Annotated in this window: 14 protein-coding genes; 4 read left to right on the plus strand and 10 right to left on the minus strand. The window is 62.7% G+C overall.

What is annotated here, in order from left to right:
* Positions 1-57 precede the first annotated feature (57 nt).
* From R1T40_RS14055 to crcB, 5 genes are all read right to left on the minus strand, one after another.
* Positions 58-1074 carry an amino acid ABC transporter substrate-binding protein gene (locus R1T40_RS14055; RefSeq protein WP_106165202.1) on the minus strand — a complete coding sequence of 339 codons (1017 nt, stop codon included), beginning with the start codon at positions 1072-1074 and terminating at the stop codon, positions 58-60.
* A 389-nt stretch (positions 1075-1463) separates the two neighbouring features.
* Positions 1464-2168 carry an ATP12 family chaperone protein gene (locus tag R1T40_RS14060; RefSeq protein ID WP_317384570.1) on the minus strand — a complete coding sequence of 235 codons (705 nt, stop codon included), beginning with the start codon at positions 2166-2168 and terminating at the stop codon, positions 1464-1466.
* 42 nt (positions 2169-2210) lie between these two features.
* The gene (locus R1T40_RS14065) at positions 2211-2891 is read right to left on the minus strand and encodes an HAD-IA family hydrolase (protein WP_317384571.1); all 681 of its coding nucleotides are present in this window, start codon (positions 2889-2891) and stop codon (positions 2211-2213) included.
* On the minus strand, positions 2888-3934 hold the full coding sequence (locus tag R1T40_RS14070) for an RluA family pseudouridine synthase (protein ID WP_317384572.1): 1047 nt from the start codon (positions 3932-3934) through the stop codon (positions 2888-2890). The genes R1T40_RS14065 and R1T40_RS14070 overlap by 4 nt, the downstream gene beginning before the upstream one ends.
* Positions 3931-4311 (minus strand): fluoride efflux transporter CrcB, encoded by a 381-nt coding sequence (gene crcB, locus R1T40_RS14075; RefSeq protein WP_317384573.1) that lies wholly within the window; start codon positions 4309-4311, stop codon positions 3931-3933. The genes R1T40_RS14070 and crcB overlap by 4 nt, the downstream gene beginning before the upstream one ends.
* A gap of 206 nt (positions 4312-4517) precedes the next feature.
* On the opposite strand from crcB, the gene R1T40_RS14080 reads away from it, so the two are divergent.
* Positions 4518-5900: a multicopper oxidase family protein gene (locus tag R1T40_RS14080; RefSeq protein WP_317384574.1), complete on the plus strand. Its 1383-nt coding sequence runs from the start codon at positions 4518-4520 to the stop codon at positions 5898-5900.
* A gap of 65 nt (positions 5901-5965) precedes the next feature.
* Here the strand turns inward: R1T40_RS14080 and R1T40_RS14085 are convergent, their stop codons facing one another.
* The 3 genes from R1T40_RS14085 to R1T40_RS14095 all read right to left on the minus strand — a co-directional run bounded on the left by R1T40_RS14085 (position 5966) and on the right by R1T40_RS14095 (position 9910).
* Positions 5966-7297, minus strand: coding sequence for a replication-associated recombination protein A (locus R1T40_RS14085; RefSeq protein WP_317384575.1), 1332 nt, complete (start codon positions 7295-7297; stop codon positions 5966-5968).
* Between the two features lie 4 nt (positions 7298-7301).
* Positions 7302-8699, minus strand: a complete 1398-nt coding sequence (locus R1T40_RS14090; RefSeq protein WP_317384576.1) for a trypsin-like peptidase domain-containing protein — start codon at positions 8697-8699, stop codon at positions 7302-7304.
* Between the two features lie 116 nt (positions 8700-8815).
* Positions 8816-9910 (minus strand): 3-deoxy-7-phosphoheptulonate synthase, encoded by a 1095-nt coding sequence (locus tag R1T40_RS14095; RefSeq protein WP_106165210.1) that lies wholly within the window; start codon positions 9908-9910, stop codon positions 8816-8818.
* A 379-nt stretch (positions 9911-10289) separates the two neighbouring features.
* Between R1T40_RS14095 and R1T40_RS14100 the strand changes: the two genes are divergently transcribed.
* The 3 genes from R1T40_RS14100 to R1T40_RS14110 all read left to right on the plus strand — a co-directional run bounded on the left by R1T40_RS14100 (position 10290) and on the right by R1T40_RS14110 (position 12735).
* Positions 10290-11189, plus strand: a complete 900-nt coding sequence (locus R1T40_RS14100; protein WP_317384577.1) for an NAD-dependent epimerase/dehydratase family protein — start codon at positions 10290-10292, stop codon at positions 11187-11189.
* An 80-nt stretch (positions 11190-11269) separates the two neighbouring features.
* Positions 11270-12385: a glycine cleavage T C-terminal barrel domain-containing protein gene (locus tag R1T40_RS14105; protein ID WP_317384578.1), complete on the plus strand. Its 1116-nt coding sequence runs from the start codon at positions 11270-11272 to the stop codon at positions 12383-12385.
* A gap of 5 nt (positions 12386-12390) precedes the next feature.
* Positions 12391-12735, plus strand: a complete 345-nt coding sequence (locus R1T40_RS14110) for a zinc ribbon domain-containing protein YjdM (RefSeq protein WP_106165213.1) — start codon at positions 12391-12393, stop codon at positions 12733-12735.
* A gap of 154 nt (positions 12736-12889) precedes the next feature.
* Here the strand turns inward: R1T40_RS14110 and rplQ are convergent, their stop codons facing one another.
* Together rplQ and R1T40_RS14120 are read right to left on the minus strand one after the other, a co-directional pair.
* Positions 12890-13312: a 50S ribosomal protein L17 gene (gene rplQ / locus R1T40_RS14115; RefSeq protein ID WP_106165214.1), complete on the minus strand. Its 423-nt coding sequence runs from the start codon at positions 13310-13312 to the stop codon at positions 12890-12892.
* A 145-nt stretch (positions 13313-13457) separates the two neighbouring features.
* On the minus strand, positions 13458-14474 hold the full coding sequence (locus R1T40_RS14120; RefSeq protein WP_005621805.1) for a DNA-directed RNA polymerase subunit alpha: 1017 nt from the start codon (positions 14472-14474) through the stop codon (positions 13458-13460).
* Positions 14475-14544 lie beyond the last annotated feature (70 nt).

Raw genomic sequence — 14544 nt, forward strand, 5'->3', positions numbered from 1 at the left:
TATTTTACTGGGAAGAAGGGCGCGAGGATCTCCCCGCGCCCTTTCCGGTTGCGTAACTTAGCGGAACGGCGGTGCGTAGAGCAGGCCGCCATCGGTCCACTGAGCGTTCAGACCACGCGCCAGACCGACCGGCGTGTCCTCACCGATGTTCTTGGCGAAGATCTCACCGTAGTTGCCACCAGCGGACAGAGCGTTCTGCGCCCAGTCGGCGTCTAGGCCGAGCATCTCGCCCAGGTTGCCTTCGGTACCAAGCAGACGGTTGATTTCCGGGTTTTCGGTGCCAGCAGCTTTTTCAGCCAGGTTGGCGGAGGTGATGCCCAGCTCTTCGGCGCCAACCAGCGCGTTCAGGGTCCAGCGCACGACGTCGCCCCACTCGTTGTCACCATGACGGACAAGCGGACCAAGCGGCTCTTTGGAGATGATCTCCGGCAGAATCACGTGGTTGCCCGGATCGTCGAACGTGGCACGTGTTGCGGCCAGGCCGGACGCGTCCGTGGTGTAAACGTCACAGGCGTTCGCAAGGTACTGCTGACGCGCTTCTGCGTTGGTCTCGATCGGAACGGGTTCATAGGTGATGTTGTTGGCACGGAAAAAGTCCGCGAGGTTCAGCTCGGTCGTGGTGCCGGTCTGGATGCAGACCGTGGCAAAGTCGAGTTCCTTGGCGGAGGACACACCCAGTTCCTTCGGAATCATGAAGCCCTGACCGTCGTAGTAGTTCACGCCGGCAAATTCGAACTTCAGGTCGACGTCACGAGAGAACGTCCAGGTGGTGTTGCGGGCCAGCATGTCGATCTCGCCGGAGGCCAGCGCGGTAAAGCGGGTTTTACCAGTGGTCGGCACGTATTCGACCTTGTTCGGATCTCCGAGAACGGCTGCTGCGACGGCGCGGCAGACTGCGATGTCAAAGCCTTCCCACTCGCCGTTGGCGTTCGGAGCGGAGAAGCCGACCAGACCAGTTGAAACCCCACAGTTAAGCTGATCGCGTGCTTTGACGTCATCCAGCGTGCCAGCAGCTGCAGCACCAGCTGCAAGACCGGCCACGGTTAGCGCGCCAAAGAATACGGAATTGTTCATAGTTACCTCTTCCTGAATATCCACCTGAGTTGGTGGTTCTTTATCACCCACCCCGTCACGGTGCGGGCTGTTTGAAACGGGCTTCACCCCGTTTTCGAGGTCGAGTTTGGGCGGATTCATCAACGTACGTCAAGTGCAGGATCACCAAATTCAATGGGCAGTTCACCTAGATCGACGTGGGTTTGGTATTTTTGTGGCATCGGCTTTGCGATTCTGCATGTCGCAAAAATAACATGCGGCGCCCGCCTTGGACGCCGCAGTATTATTGCGCACGGGTTGGCCGGTTTCCCGACTCACCCTGGCCGATATCCGCATGAGGCGCAGGCGCCACTCACACCAGCAGTCGGTCCGACGATTGGTCCGGCTGACGCAAGAGACGTGGCGCGGAATCAGACCCGCCCGTAGAAGGCCGCCGCATGTTCAAACGCCTGTTTCTTCTGCGCTTCCATCGCCTGGGCTTCTTCGTCTTCGCCCCACAGCTCTTCCTGCCAACGCTCGTCGATGCGGGAAATCTCCCAGATCTCATCCAGTGGTCGCCAGGCTTCGGCCGTGGCAAACCCCAGCACCAGCGAGCCGGTCAGCCCGACCAGATCATGAAACGCCGCCAGCTGGAACGGCGTCATTTGATGCACCCGCCCGCGCAGGACCTCCAACGCAGCCCCGTCTTGTGGCGCATGCAGGATGCCGGCACGCGGCAACAGACGTGCGCCCAGCGCAGCCTCGGCCCAGTCCAGCGCCGCATCCCAGGATTCGCTCTGGCGCTGCACCAGCCCCTCGGGGCTTTCGGCGCGGTAACACAACAGATCGCTGTCGCCGTATTCCGCCAGCATATCGGCGACCTCGGCGAACTGTACCGCCACCTTGTCGATCGCCGCATTGGCCGACCGCGTGTACGGCATCGACAGCGGGTCGATCTGTTCGTCCTGCGCGTCCCACTCGGCGGCAATCGCCTCAGCCAGCGCCCGCGTCGGCACCACCAGCGCGGTTTTTGCCGGTGTTTTCACGCGTCGCCCGTCCAGCGCCACGGCAAAACCCGCGCCTTCGTCCTCGACGCTCACCTCTTTCCAGAATCGCTTCTGTTTCCATTCACTCATCTAGGTCAGTCCTTCTTCGTCTCGGGCGCTGTCGCAACAGCGTCAGTCCGGCCAGATCCGGCGCAACAGACCCGGCAGCGCGCCGAAATCCGACAGCATGTGATCGGCGCGCAGATGCGCAGCCGCATGGTAGCCCCAGTCAACGCCAATGGTCGTCACCCCGGCGGCGCGGCCCATTTCCATGTCAAATGTAGTGTCGCCAATCATCACCGTATCCGCCGGTGGAATTCCGGTCTCTGACATGGCGGTCAGGATCATTGAGGGATGCGGCTTTGACGGGTGATGATCGGCCACCTGACGGGTCACGAACATCGTCAGATCATGCCCTTCGATCAGCGCGTCCAGCCCGCGCTGGGATTTACCGGTGGCCACCCCCAGCAGATACTCCGGCACCGCATGCAGCGTATCCAATGCGGCCCGCGCCCCGGGATAAAGCGGCGAATGCGCCGCCCCCTCGCGCAGCCGCGCAGCCTGATAGGCGCGTTTGTACCCGGCGACCAAGGCCTCTTGAACCGGGACGGTCTGCGTGGCCGCCAGCTGCGCCAGCGCCTGCGGCAGCGACAGCCCCACGATGGACAGGATCGCCGCGCGCTGCGGTGGCTCCAGCCCCTCGGCCACAAAGGCCTCCGTCATGCAAGCGACGATGGTGCCCTGGCTGTCCACCAGGGTGCCATCCACATCAAACAGGATCAGCCGCAAGGGCCCGGTGGTGGCTCCGCTCAAAACAACGCCTCAAAGGGATCATCGGCGGCCAGGTCCTCGGTCCAGCCAAAGGTGTCCCAGCTCTCTTTCATATGATCCGGCAGCGCGGCGGTCACCGTCACCACCCGACCGGTCACTGGGTGTGCGAACTGCAAGCGGCGTGCGTGCAGGTGCAGTTTCTTGGAGATCAGCCCGCCGATCTGCGCGCCCCAGCCATCGCCGAGGTTTTCCTGACCGGACCCGCCGTATTTGCCATCCCCAATGATCGGATGCCCCATGCCCGCCATATGCGCCCGCAGCTGGTGGGTGCGCCCGGTGACCGGCTCCATCGCGATCCAGCTGGCGCGGCTCGCCACCCGGTAGAGCGTGGCATAGAAGGTATGCGCCCGCTTGGCGCCCGGCGTCGAATCGATGTCGCGCGTCTCGACCGGGATCATCTTCTCGCCTTCGCCGGATTTGCCATGACCGGGGGCTTTGACCAGCCCGGTCTTGATCTCACCGAGGTAAGGTGTGGGAACACCTGCGACCAGCGCCCAGTAGATCTTGCGGGTGTTCTTGTGCCGGAAGGCCGCTGTCAGGCCCTGCGCCGCCTTGCGATTGCGCGCCAGCGCCAGCAGGCCGGAGGTATCCTTGTCCAGCCGGTGCACCAGCCGCGGCTTTTCTTCGGCGTCAAAGCGCAGCGCCTCGGACAGGCCGTCAACGTGTTTGGTGGTGCCGGAGCCGCCCTGCACCGCCAGCCCCGCTGGTTTGTTGATCACCAGCACATCGTCGTCCTTGTAGACAACGCAGCTGCGGATCATCTTGGCATCTGCTTCGGAGACCTGTACCGCGCGCGGTTCCGCCGGTTTCATGTCGCTGTCGGCCAGCGGCGGGATACGCACCACCTGCCCGGTCTCCACGCGCGAGGAGGCCTTGACCCGGCCTCCGTCGACGCGCAGCTCGCCCTTGCGGCACATCTTTTCGATGCGGCCCTGGTTCACATGGGGAAAAAGACGCCGCAGCCAGCGGTCGATCCGCTGGCCGCCGTCGTCTTCGGTGACGGTGATCATCTGCACGCCGCTCATGTCAGCACTCCTCTGGCCGCCATCATGCCAAGGGCAAGGGCTGCAATGGACAGGCCTACGGAGAGGCCAATATAAAGCGCGGCATGCCCGATGGCCCCACGCTCGATCAAGGTGACGGCCTCCAGTGAGAAGGCCGAGAATGTGGTGAACCCGCCCAGCACGCCGGTCATCACGAAGGGCGCCATCGGTGTCAGCCCCTTGTGTGCCGCCAGCACCACGAAGACGCCCATCAGGCCGGAGCCGAGGATGTTCACCCCCAGCACGCCCAGCGGAAACGGGGTCGGCCCCATCAGGCGTATGACGCCCAATCCTGCCAGATAGCGGCAGGTCGCGCCGATCGCGCCTCCAAGCGCCACATACATTACGTTCAACAACATGCACGCTCCCTTCGCGCGGAGCGCGCGGGATGTCAAGTTTTGCTGCCCCATGGCCGCTCTGCACCGGGTGCAGGGCAGCGCGCGGGACGGACCGCGCTAGATCGCGCAGTAGTCGATCACAATCGCGCAAGCTTCCAGTGGGTGGAAGACTTGTGCGACCAAGTCCCCCGGCTAGGGTCGGGCAACAGCAACGAAAGACAAACGCCATGCCCCTTAGCCGCCGCCAGGTCCTCACCCAGATTGCCGCCCTCTCGACCCTCCCCGCCCTGCCCCGCGTGGCAAGCGCCGCCAACCCGCGCCGCCTGACGCTTGCGCCCGCCACACAGCAGATCGCCCCCGCCACCTACCCGGCCACCGATCTGTGGTGCGTCAACGGCTCCATGCCCGGCGAGACACTGCGGCTAAAACAGGGGGCGCGACTGATCGCCGAGGTGGAGAACCGCCTGCCGCAAGCCACCAGCCTGCACTGGCACGGCATCCGCATCGAGAACGCCATGGACGGGGTGCCAGGCGTCACCCAAGACCCGATCCAACTGAATGAGACCTTCACCTATGATTTCGCCCTGCCTGATGCGGGGAGCTACTGGTATCACTCCCACGCGCAATCGGTGGAACAGGTCGAACGCGGCCTTCAGGGCGTGTTGATCGTCGAGGAACCGGACACCCCGGATGTGGATCAGGACCTGCCGCTGGTGATCGACGATCTGCGCGTCACGTCCGATGCCGCAGTGGACGCGGAGTTCAACGCCCCGCACGACCTGTCGCATGCGGGGCGGATGGGCAATGTGCTTTTGTGCAATGGCAAGATGGTGGCGGACCACCCCGTCAAATCCGGCGACCGGCTGCGTCTGCGTCTGATCAACAGTGCCAATGCGCGTATCTTCACCCTCGGGCTACAGGGGCTTGAGGGCTGGGTGATGGCCTATGACGGTATGCCGCTGGCCACACCGGAACCGCTGCCGGACCAGCTTGTCCTCGCCCCGGCCCAGCGCATTGATCTGTTTGTCGACGTGACCGCCGCGGCGGGAGAAGAGGCCTTTCTCGTGCAGTTCGAACGTGATGGTGGCTACGAGCTGGCCCGCTTTCCGGTCTCCGCAGGCACCCGCACGCGCCGCGCCACGCCCGATGCACTACCGCCGAACCCCGACTTCCCCATCGACCTGAAATCTGCCCGCAGCGTCGATCTGATCACCGAGGGCGGCGCGATGGCGTGGCTGCAAAGCGCCAGCTTAAAAGGCGAAGAACTCTCGGGCGAAGAACTCGCCAAACTCGGCCAATTCTGGTCCTTCAACGGCTCCGCAGGCCGCCCTATCGAACCGCTGGTGACGGCACGCTTGGGCGAGACCATCCGCATCCGCATGGTGAACGACACCCAATTCCCGCACGCCATGCATCTGCACGGCATGCATTTCGCCGAAGTCCTGCCGGATGGTACGCTCGGCCCGTTGCGCGACACGCTCCTGATGCTGCGCGGAGAAACCCGCGAGATCGCTTTTCAAGCCCATAATCCGGGCGACTGGCTATTTCACTGCCATATGCTGTCGCATCACGCCGCAGGCATGGGCACATGGGTGCGGGTTACCGCCTGAGCCTTTCCGCTTCTGAGCGAAATATCCCCGCCGGAGGCCTTCAGGTTTTGCCCGCAAAGCCTGAATTACTCTCCCTGCCGCTGGATGCGCTTCTTGGCAAAGAACTCCGTGCGCTTGCGCAGCTCACGCTCAAACCCGCGTTCCACCGGCTGATACAGCACAGGCCGCTTCACCCCGTCGGGAAAGTAATTCTGCCCCGAGAACCCATCCTCAGCGTTGTGGTCATAGTCATAGCCTTTGCCATAGCCCTGCTGTTCCATCAGCTTGGTCGGCGCATTGAGGATATGTTTAGGCGGCGGCTCTGATCCGGTCTCCTTGGCCAGACGTCGCGCCGCCTTATAGGCCATGTAGCCGGCGTTGGTTTTGGGCGCGAGCGCGAGGTAGATCACCGCCTGCGCCAGCGCCAACTCGCCCTCGGGCGAGCCAAGCCGCTCATACGTCTCCCAGGCCTGCAGGCAGATCGCCTGCGCCTGCGGGTCGGCAAGCGCAATATCCTCCACCGCCATCCGTGTCAGACGCCGGGCGAGATACTTGGGGTCTTCGCCGCCCTCCAGCATCCGCGCAAACCAATACAGCGCCGCATCCGGGTCGGAGCCGCGCACAGATTTATGCAGCGCCGAGATGAGGTTATAATGCTCATCGCCGGATTTGTCGTATTTCGCCGCCCGCCGCATCAGCCGCGTCGCCAGGGCCTCTCGCCCCAGGGGCTGATCCACCTTCCAGGCCGCGATCTGCTCGATCAGGTTCAAGAGCGCCCGCCCGTCGCCATCGGCCATCTGATGCAGCGCGTCGCGCGCTTCGGTCAACAGCAGTAACCGGCGTTCCAGCGCCTGTTCCGCGCGCTGCGTCAGCCGCTCCAGATCCGCAAGGCTCAGACGTTCCAGCACCAGCACCTGCGAACGGGATAGAACCGCGGCATTCAACTCAAAACTCGGGTTTTCCGTGGTGGCCCCGACCAGAAGGATGGTGCCATCCTCCATATACGGCAGGAACCCGTCCTGCTGCGCCTTATTGAAGCGGTGGATCTCGTCGACGAACAACAGCGTGCCCTGCCCGTTCTGGCGACGAATCTTGGCGGCCTCGAACACTTTCTTCAGATCCGGCACGCCGGTAAAAATGGCCGAGATCTGCACAAAATGCAGGTCGGTTTCCTGCGCCAACAGCCGCGCGATGGTGGTCTTGCCCACTCCCGGGGGCCCCCAGAAGATCAGCGACGACAGGCTGCCGGACGACAGCATCACACCCAGCGGAGCCTCTGCGCCCAACACCTGCTCCTGGCCGATCACCTCGGCAAGCGTGCGGGGCCGCAACCGGTCCGCGAGCGGGCGCGGAGCGTCATTGGCCCCGCCCTGCTCGCTCTGAGCGCCCGCATCCCCGCTGTCAAACAGATCCGCCATCGCTTTAAAGCCGGAACCGCAGCGACACGCGCTGACCCTGTCGCATCAGATCAAGCCGCATCCAACGACCACTGTTCATCAAGAGGTTCGCCACATCCTCCGGCGCGGCGATCTCCTCGCCATTGATGGCCAGCAACAAGTCCCCCGCGCGCACGCCGCCGCGCCCCGCATAGGGGCCGGGGTCCATCACCACCACCCCTTCGGTCGACAGCGGCAGCTGCATCTTCGTGATCACCTCCGGGTTCACCTGCCCCACCACCAGCCCCGGCATAGGGGTTTGCTCGTTCAGCGTGATCGGATCGGCGGCCGGAGAGTTGGGCGCCTCCATCAAGGCGACCTCAACGGTTTCTGTTTCGCCCTGATGCACCCGCGTCACAGCACTGGTGCCTCCCAGCTCTGCGACTGACAGGCGAAAGGCCATCTCCGAGGGGGAGTTCACCGGCTCACCATCGACCTCCAGCACCACATCGCCGACCTCAAAACCCGCCTCGACAAAGGGGCTTTGTGGATGCAACTCGGAGATCAGCATGCCATCCACCTGGCCCAGACCCAGCGCCTCGGCCAGATCGGAATCCACAGGCTGGCCGGTCATCCCCGCCCAGGGGCGCTGAAATTCGCCTTCGCCCTCACGCGCTTGGCGTACGAACTCACGTACCAGATTGGCGGGAATGGCAAAGCCAATGCCGTTCGACCCGCCAGAGCGGCTGAGGATCCGGGTGTTGATGCCAATGAGGTCACCATTCACGTCAATCAACGCACCGCCGGAGTTGCCCGGATTGATCGGCGCATCGGTCTGGATGTAGTAGCCAAACCCCTGCCCGCCGCCGGTGCCCGTCCGCGCAAGGCCCGAGATAATGCCCGAGGACACGGTCTGCCCGACCCCAAAGGGGTTGCCGATGGCCAGTGTCAGCTCGCCCACCTCGACCTCGTCACTGTCGCGCAGGCCCAGGGAGGGCAGACCTTCGGCGTCCTTAAGTTGCAGGATCGCCAAGTCTGATGCCTGATCGGCGAGGATCACCTCCGCCTGATACTCCCGCCGGTCATTGGTCACCACGCGAATATCTGACGCCTCTCCGACCACGTGATAGTTCGAGACCACGATGCCATCGTCGGACAGGATGACGCCGGACCCCAGCGAGTTCTGCACCCTTGGGCGGGGCTGGGCAAACTGGCGGAAGAAATCATCAAAGAACGGATCATCGGCAAAGGGGCTGCGGGCGCGGTCCTGACGGATGATCTTGGCGTAGATGTTCACCACCGCTGGCGCGGCCTCTTTGACCAATGGTGCAAAACCCAGCGAGATTTCGGCCTGGCTCTGCGGCACTTGTGTGTCGGGCTGCGCCGCAAGCGGCAGGCTGGTCACAAGTGCGAGGGTCAGGGGAAGGGCAAGACTGCGGACCATGGGGCCTCCGGACAATTTACTCTGATCCCGATGATATGCGGAGGCGCGCGGATGATTGCAAGCATGTGTGGTTGGCAGAACGAGCAGGGGGCGGTGCGTCGCCGCCCCCTACCCGGTTATCCTGCGAGGCGCGCGCCGCGGGTGCGACGGGTGTCCACCGCTTTCGCCAGTTTGCGCAGCTGGATTTCCGTTTCTTCCCAGCCAATGCAGCCATCAGTCACCGACTGGCCGTAGGTGAGTTTCGACAGATCCCCGTCCTTGGGCAGATCCTGACGGCCATGCACAAGGTGGCTTTCGATCATGATACCTGTGATGCGGGTTTCGCCCTGCGCCATCTGATCGGCCACATCCGTGAGCACCTCGGGCTGTTTTGCCGGGTCCTTGGCGGAGTTGGCATGGCTTGCGTCGATCATCACCTGCGGGCGAATACCGTCTGCGTCGGCCTTCTGGCAGGCGGCATCGATGCTGGCCGCGTCATAGTTGGTGCCACCGCCCCCGCGCAGGATGATGTGACAATCGGGGTTGCCCGCAGTGGCCGCAATCGCCGCGAGGCCCGAGGGCGCCAGCGCCATGAAATGATGTGGCGTCGCGGCAGAGCGCACCGCGTCGATGGCGATCTGCACATTGCCGCGGGTGCCGTTCTTGAACCCCACCGGGCAGCTCAAGCCCGAGGCCATCTCGCGGTGGATCTGGCTCTCGGTGGTGCGCGCGCCGATTGCGGCCCAGCTCACCAGGTCGCTGATGTATTGCGGCACCGAGGCATCGAGGAATTCGGTCCCCACCGGCAGGCCCATCTCGCTCAGGTCGAGGCAGAGTTTGCGCGCGGTCGACAGCCCCTTGTTGATGCGGAAGGAGCCATCGAGGTTGGGATCGTTGATCAGACCCTTCCAGCCCGCGATGGTGCGGGGTTTCTCGAAGTAGACCCGCATCACAATCTCAAGCTGGTCGCCCAACTCGGCGCGCAATGGGGCGAGGCGGCGGGCATAGTCCAGTGCGGCCTCGGGGTCGTGGATGGAACAGGGGCCGACCACCACGACCAGTCGGTCGTCGGCGCCATGCAGGATCTTTTGAATGCTGGCGCGGGATTTCAAAACTGTGTCGCGCGCAGCATCGGTGAGCGGATGCTTCACCGCGAGGGCTTCGGGGCAGATCAATTCCTGCATATCGGTAATCCGGAGGTCATTGGTGGGTGTCTGGGACAGGGTGGTCATGGGCGTGGATCCTTTGGCGGGTGCCCCTGTCGGACCTCTGGACAACAAAAAACCGCCCTTGGTCCCGGGGCGGTTTGGTGCGGTATTCTGGTGTTTCTGTCAGTTCAATTCAGAAACGCGAAGACCCTCCGTCCGCCATGTGGCGCGGATAAAAGTAATACCAGAACTGGGCGAACTGTTGGGTCATAGACCGGACGCTAGCGGAGATTCGCACATCTGTCACCCTGAAAAACATCTCCCCTCCCCCGGCAACCAGATCGCCATCCGGCGCGTCATCCCGTTACCGTCAGCCCGCCCGCCAGAAACAGCCAGTAAACCTACCGGTGCTGGACGCGGCGCCCGTTACCGCTATCCTGCACGACAAACGAGGAGGATTTTCATGCGCATTCTGTTCACCGGAGGGTCCGGCAAGGCCGGGCGCCACGCCATCGCCTATCTGCTGGCCCAGGGGCATCGGGTGGTCAACGTCGATCTCACGCCACTGGACCTGCCCGGCGTAGACAATCGCATCGCCGATATGACCGACGCGGGCCAGATGCATGACGTGATGCACGCCTGGGCCGGATATGACGAAATGGACGACCACCGCAGCCCGCCCCCCGTTGACGCGGTGGTGCATTTCGCCGCCGTGCCGCGCCTGCTGATGAAGTCAGACAACGAATGCTATCGGATCAACACCATCGGCACCTACAATGTGATCGATGCGGCGTTGAAGGCGGGCGTGCGCAAGGTGATCTTTGCGTCCTCCGAGACCACCTATGGCGTCTGTTTTGCGGGCGGCGAGCGCAAGCCGGAATATCTGCCCATCGACGAGGAGCACCCCGTGGTGCCGGAGGATTCCTATGCCATGTCCAAGGTCGCAGGCGAGGTCACCGCGCAATGCTTCCAACGGCGCACGGGCGCAGACATCTACGGGCTCAGGATCAACAATGTGATCGAACCGCACGAGTACAAGGCGAACTTTCCGGCCTATATGGCGGACCCGGATTTGCGGCGACGTAATATCTTTGCCTATATCGACGCCCGTGACCTCGGCCAGATGGTGCAGTGCTGCCTGGAGACAGACGGTCTGGGCTATCAGATCTTCAACGTCGCCAATCCCGATCACTCGGTCAACTGGCCGACGACAGAGCTGATCGCGCGCTATTATCAGGGCGTTCCGGCCCGCGACATGGGCCCGCGTGAGACCTTTTATTCAATCAAAAAGGCCCGTGAAATGCTTGGATTTGCGCCGAAGCACAACTGGCGCATGTACCTCGACGACCCGCGCGAGGTCTGAGACCGCGTCGAAACCCCTTGCGCTTGGCAGGCCCCGGTGGAATGCAGGAGCAACATTTCCTGTCGTCACCGGGGGCTTCCATGTCATTTTCGATCAACATTGGACCGAACATCCGCAAATCCGCCTATTTCGACGCCACCGTGCGCGACGGCGTGCGTGGGTTCTCAGTATACAACCACATGTATATCCCGGGCAATTTCGGCGATCCGGATGGGGAATATGACAGGTTGATCAACGGCGTGGCCATGTGGGACGTCGCGGCACAACGACAAGTGCAGCTGCAGGGGCCGGACGCGGGGCGACTGGCGCAATATCTGACCCCGCGCGACCTGTCCAAAACCAAGGTGGGTCAGGGACGCTATGTGCCGCTCTGTGACCATGCGGGCTGGCTGATCAATGACCCGGTGCTGCTGAAGCTTTCGGACGACTGCTACTGGCTCTCGGTGGCAGACAGCGACATTCACCTCTGGGCCGCCGCCATCGGGCGTGAACGCGGCTGGAGCGTCGAGGTCAGCGAACCGGATGTCTCCCCTCTGGCCATTCAGGGCCCCAAGGCGGAGGAGGTCACCGCCGCGCTCTTTGGCGACTGGGTGCTGGACCTGCGCTATTTCGGCTTCCGGCAAACCGAATTGGACGGCATTCCGCTGGTTCTCGCGCGCTCTGGCTGGTCGAAACAGGGTGGGTTCGAGCTATACTTGCAGGACGGATCGCGGGGCGTTGAACTCTGGGACCGGGTCAAGGCGGCTGGCGCGCCGTTTGATATCGGCCCCGGTGCCCCCAACGATATCGAGCGTCTGGAAACCGGCCTGATCTCCTATGGCGCCGACATGCGCTGGCAGGATTTTCGCGCCAGCCCGTTTGAGATGGGCTTTGGCCCGCTCATCGACCTGCAGGGCGGCCATGACTTTGTCGGGCGTGCCGCGTTGCAACGTATGGCGGCGGATCCTCCTGCCCGCCAGAGGGTCGGCCTGTTGATCGCGGATCGGCCACCGCTGTCCGGAGAGCCCATCCCGGTGTGGCAAGGCGACGAGCAGGTGGGACATGTGGCCGAGTTTGCCTACTCTGCGCGCGTCGGCACGACCATTGGTCACGCGTTGATTCGCAGTGATCTGGCGGAAGCGGCCACCGGCCTTGGCATTCGTCTGGGCGACAGAACCTACGCCGCCACCCTGCATCCTATCCCTTTCCTGAAGTGAGCCCCATGAGCGATACACTCCCCCCCTGCCCCGAATGTTCCTCCACCTATACCTATCAGGTGGATGCGCTGCTGAATTGCCCCGAATGCGGTCATGAATGGTCCGCATCAGCCGAGGGCGGCGATGACACCGCAACCGTGCGCGACAGCGTGGGCAATATCCTGTCCGATGGGGATACGGTGACGGTGATCAAGGACCTGAAGCTCAAAGGGTCCTCGACCGTCGTGAAGGTCGGCACCAAGGTGCGGGGCATCAGATTGGTCGATGGCGACCACGACATCGACTGCAAGGTTCCGGGCATCGGACAGATGGGGCTGAAAAGCCAATTCGTGAAGAAGGTCACGGAGTAAGCTCCCAACCAAAACTGGACTCTCATCGGCACAGAGACGCGCGGGCTTGACCCGGCATCGGCCTGGCCGATCGGCGCGGCATCAGTACGCAAGCAAAAACCCCGCCCTGTTTCCAGGACGGGGTAAAGTCTGACGGTCGCTTGACCGCGAGATATTATTCTTCGTCTGCGGTTTCGAACTCTGCCAGACGCGCCTTGTCGGCAGCACCTTTGGCGGCAGTGTCGCGGTCGACGAATTCGATGATCGCCATCGGCGCCATGTCACCATAACGGAAACCGGCTTTCAGGATGCGGACGTAACCGCCCTGACGATCCTTGTAGCGCGGGCCCAGAACGTCGAACAGTTTCGCGACGTCTTTGTCCTGCTTCAGCTTGGACGCGGCCTGACGGCGGGCGTGGACATCACCACGTTTCGCCAGCGTGATCATCTTTTCGATGATCGGGCGCAGTTCTTTTGCCTTGGGCAGGGTTGTCTTGATCTGTTCGTGTTCGATCAGCGAGCCGGCCATGTTGGAGAACAGGGCCTTACGGTGCTCGTGAGTACGGTTCAGGCGGCGATAACCACGTGCGTGACGCATTTTCTAAATCCTTATCTTGCGTTTTGCTTTGTCAGGCAGCTGATGCGTGTCGGCTGCTCACCTTGGGGCGGAAGGCCCGAATTTTCCCCGGCAGGTCCGGGAATTTATTGGGGAGGACCTAGGCCCTCCCCTGTCGAAGTCAGCCTCAGAAGCTGTCTTCGAATTTCTTGGCCAGCTCTTCGATGTTGTCCGGCGGCCAGTCCTCGACATCCATACCGAGGTGCAGACCCATGCCAGACAGCACTTCCTTGATCTCGTTCAAGGACTTGCGGCCGAAGTTCGGGGTGCGGAGCATCTCGGCTTCGGTCTTCTGGATCAGATCGCCGATATAGACGATGTTGTCGTTCTTCAGGCAGTTTGCCGAACGCACGGACAGTTCCAGCTCGTCCACTTTCTTCAGCAGAAGCGGGTTGAACTCGAGACCATCGTCCTCGTCCTGACGGCCTGCGGATTCCGGCTCGTCGAAGTTCACGAAGATCGAGAGCTGGTCCTGCAGGATGCGGGCTGCGAAAGCCAGCGCATCCTCGGGCGTGATGGAGCCGTCGGTGTCAACTTTGAGGGTCAGCTTGTCATAGTCCAGCACCTGGCCCTCACGGGTGGGCTGCACGTCGTAGGAGACCTTCTTGACCGGGGAATAGATTGCATCGATCGGGATCAGACCGATCGGCGCGTCCTCGGGCTTGTTCTTATCGGCAGAGACATAGCCTTTGCCGGTGTTGACGGTCAGTTCCATGAACAGATCCGCACCATCGTCAAGGTGGCAGATGACATGCTCGCGGTTCAGAACCTCGATGCCAGCGGTTTCGGCAATGTCGCCTGCGGTGACGACTGCCGGACCTTTGGCATTGATCGACAGGCGCTTGGGCCCTTCGACTTCCATGCGCAGGGAAACCTGCTTGAGGTTCAGGATGATGTCTGTGACGTCTTCACGCACACCGGCCACGGAGGAAAACTCGTGCAGCACGTTGTCGATCTGAACGGAAGTGATGGCCGCACCTTGCAGCGAGCTCATCAAAATACGGCGCAGCGCGTTGCCGAGCGTCAGGCCAAAGCCACGCTCCAGCGGTTCCGCCACGAGAGTCGCCTGGCGTGCCGGATCATTGCCCGGCTTGACCTCAAGCTGTGTGGGCTTGATCAATTCGGCCCAATTCTTATGGATCATGCGTTCCCTCCATTCCTGTCTGAACCCCATGTCCAAAGGATCAGACGCCCGAGGTTTCTAATGACGTACT

It is taken from the genome of Tritonibacter scottomollicae, from assembly GCF_032924845.1.
Lineage (GTDB): Bacteria > Pseudomonadota > Alphaproteobacteria > Rhodobacterales > Rhodobacteraceae > Epibacterium > Epibacterium scottomollicae.

What these genes read in the sequence shown, in the direction of transcription:
- R1T40_RS14055 (WP_106165202.1), bottom strand. Translation starts at nt 1,074, where the DNA reads ATGAACAATTCCGTATTCTTTGGCGCGCTAACCGTGGCCGGTCTTGCA.
- R1T40_RS14100 (WP_317384577.1), top strand. Translation starts at nt 10,290, where the DNA reads ATGCGCATTCTGTTCACCGGAGGGTCCGGCAAGGCCGGGCGCCACGCC.
- R1T40_RS14060 (WP_317384570.1), bottom strand. Translation starts at nt 2,168, where the DNA reads ATGAGTGAATGGAAACAGAAGCGATTCTGGAAAGAGGTGAGCGTCGAG.
- R1T40_RS14080 (WP_317384574.1), top strand. Translation starts at nt 4,518, where the DNA reads ATGCCCCTTAGCCGCCGCCAGGTCCTCACCCAGATTGCCGCCCTCTCG.
- crcB (WP_317384573.1), bottom strand. Translation starts at nt 4,311, where the DNA reads ATGTTGTTGAACGTAATGTATGTGGCGCTTGGAGGCGCGATCGGCGCG.
- R1T40_RS14095 (WP_106165210.1), bottom strand. Translation starts at nt 9,910, where the DNA reads ATGACCACCCTGTCCCAGACACCCACCAATGACCTCCGGATTACCGAT.
- rplQ (WP_106165214.1), bottom strand. Translation starts at nt 13,312, where the DNA reads ATGCGTCACGCACGTGGTTATCGCCGCCTGAACCGTACTCACGAGCAC.
- R1T40_RS14105 (WP_317384578.1), top strand. Translation starts at nt 11,270, where the DNA reads ATGTCATTTTCGATCAACATTGGACCGAACATCCGCAAATCCGCCTAT.
- R1T40_RS14110 (WP_106165213.1), top strand. Translation starts at nt 12,391, where the DNA reads ATGAGCGATACACTCCCCCCCTGCCCCGAATGTTCCTCCACCTATACC.
- R1T40_RS14120 (WP_005621805.1), bottom strand. Translation starts at nt 14,474, where the DNA reads ATGATCCATAAGAATTGGGCCGAATTGATCAAGCCCACACAGCTTGAG.
- R1T40_RS14070 (WP_317384572.1), bottom strand. Translation starts at nt 3,934, where the DNA reads ATGAGCGGCGTGCAGATGATCACCGTCACCGAAGACGACGGCGGCCAG.
- R1T40_RS14085 (WP_317384575.1), bottom strand. Translation starts at nt 7,297, where the DNA reads ATGGCGGATCTGTTTGACAGCGGGGATGCGGGCGCTCAGAGCGAGCAG.
- R1T40_RS14090 (WP_317384576.1), bottom strand. Translation starts at nt 8,699, where the DNA reads ATGGTCCGCAGTCTTGCCCTTCCCCTGACCCTCGCACTTGTGACCAGC.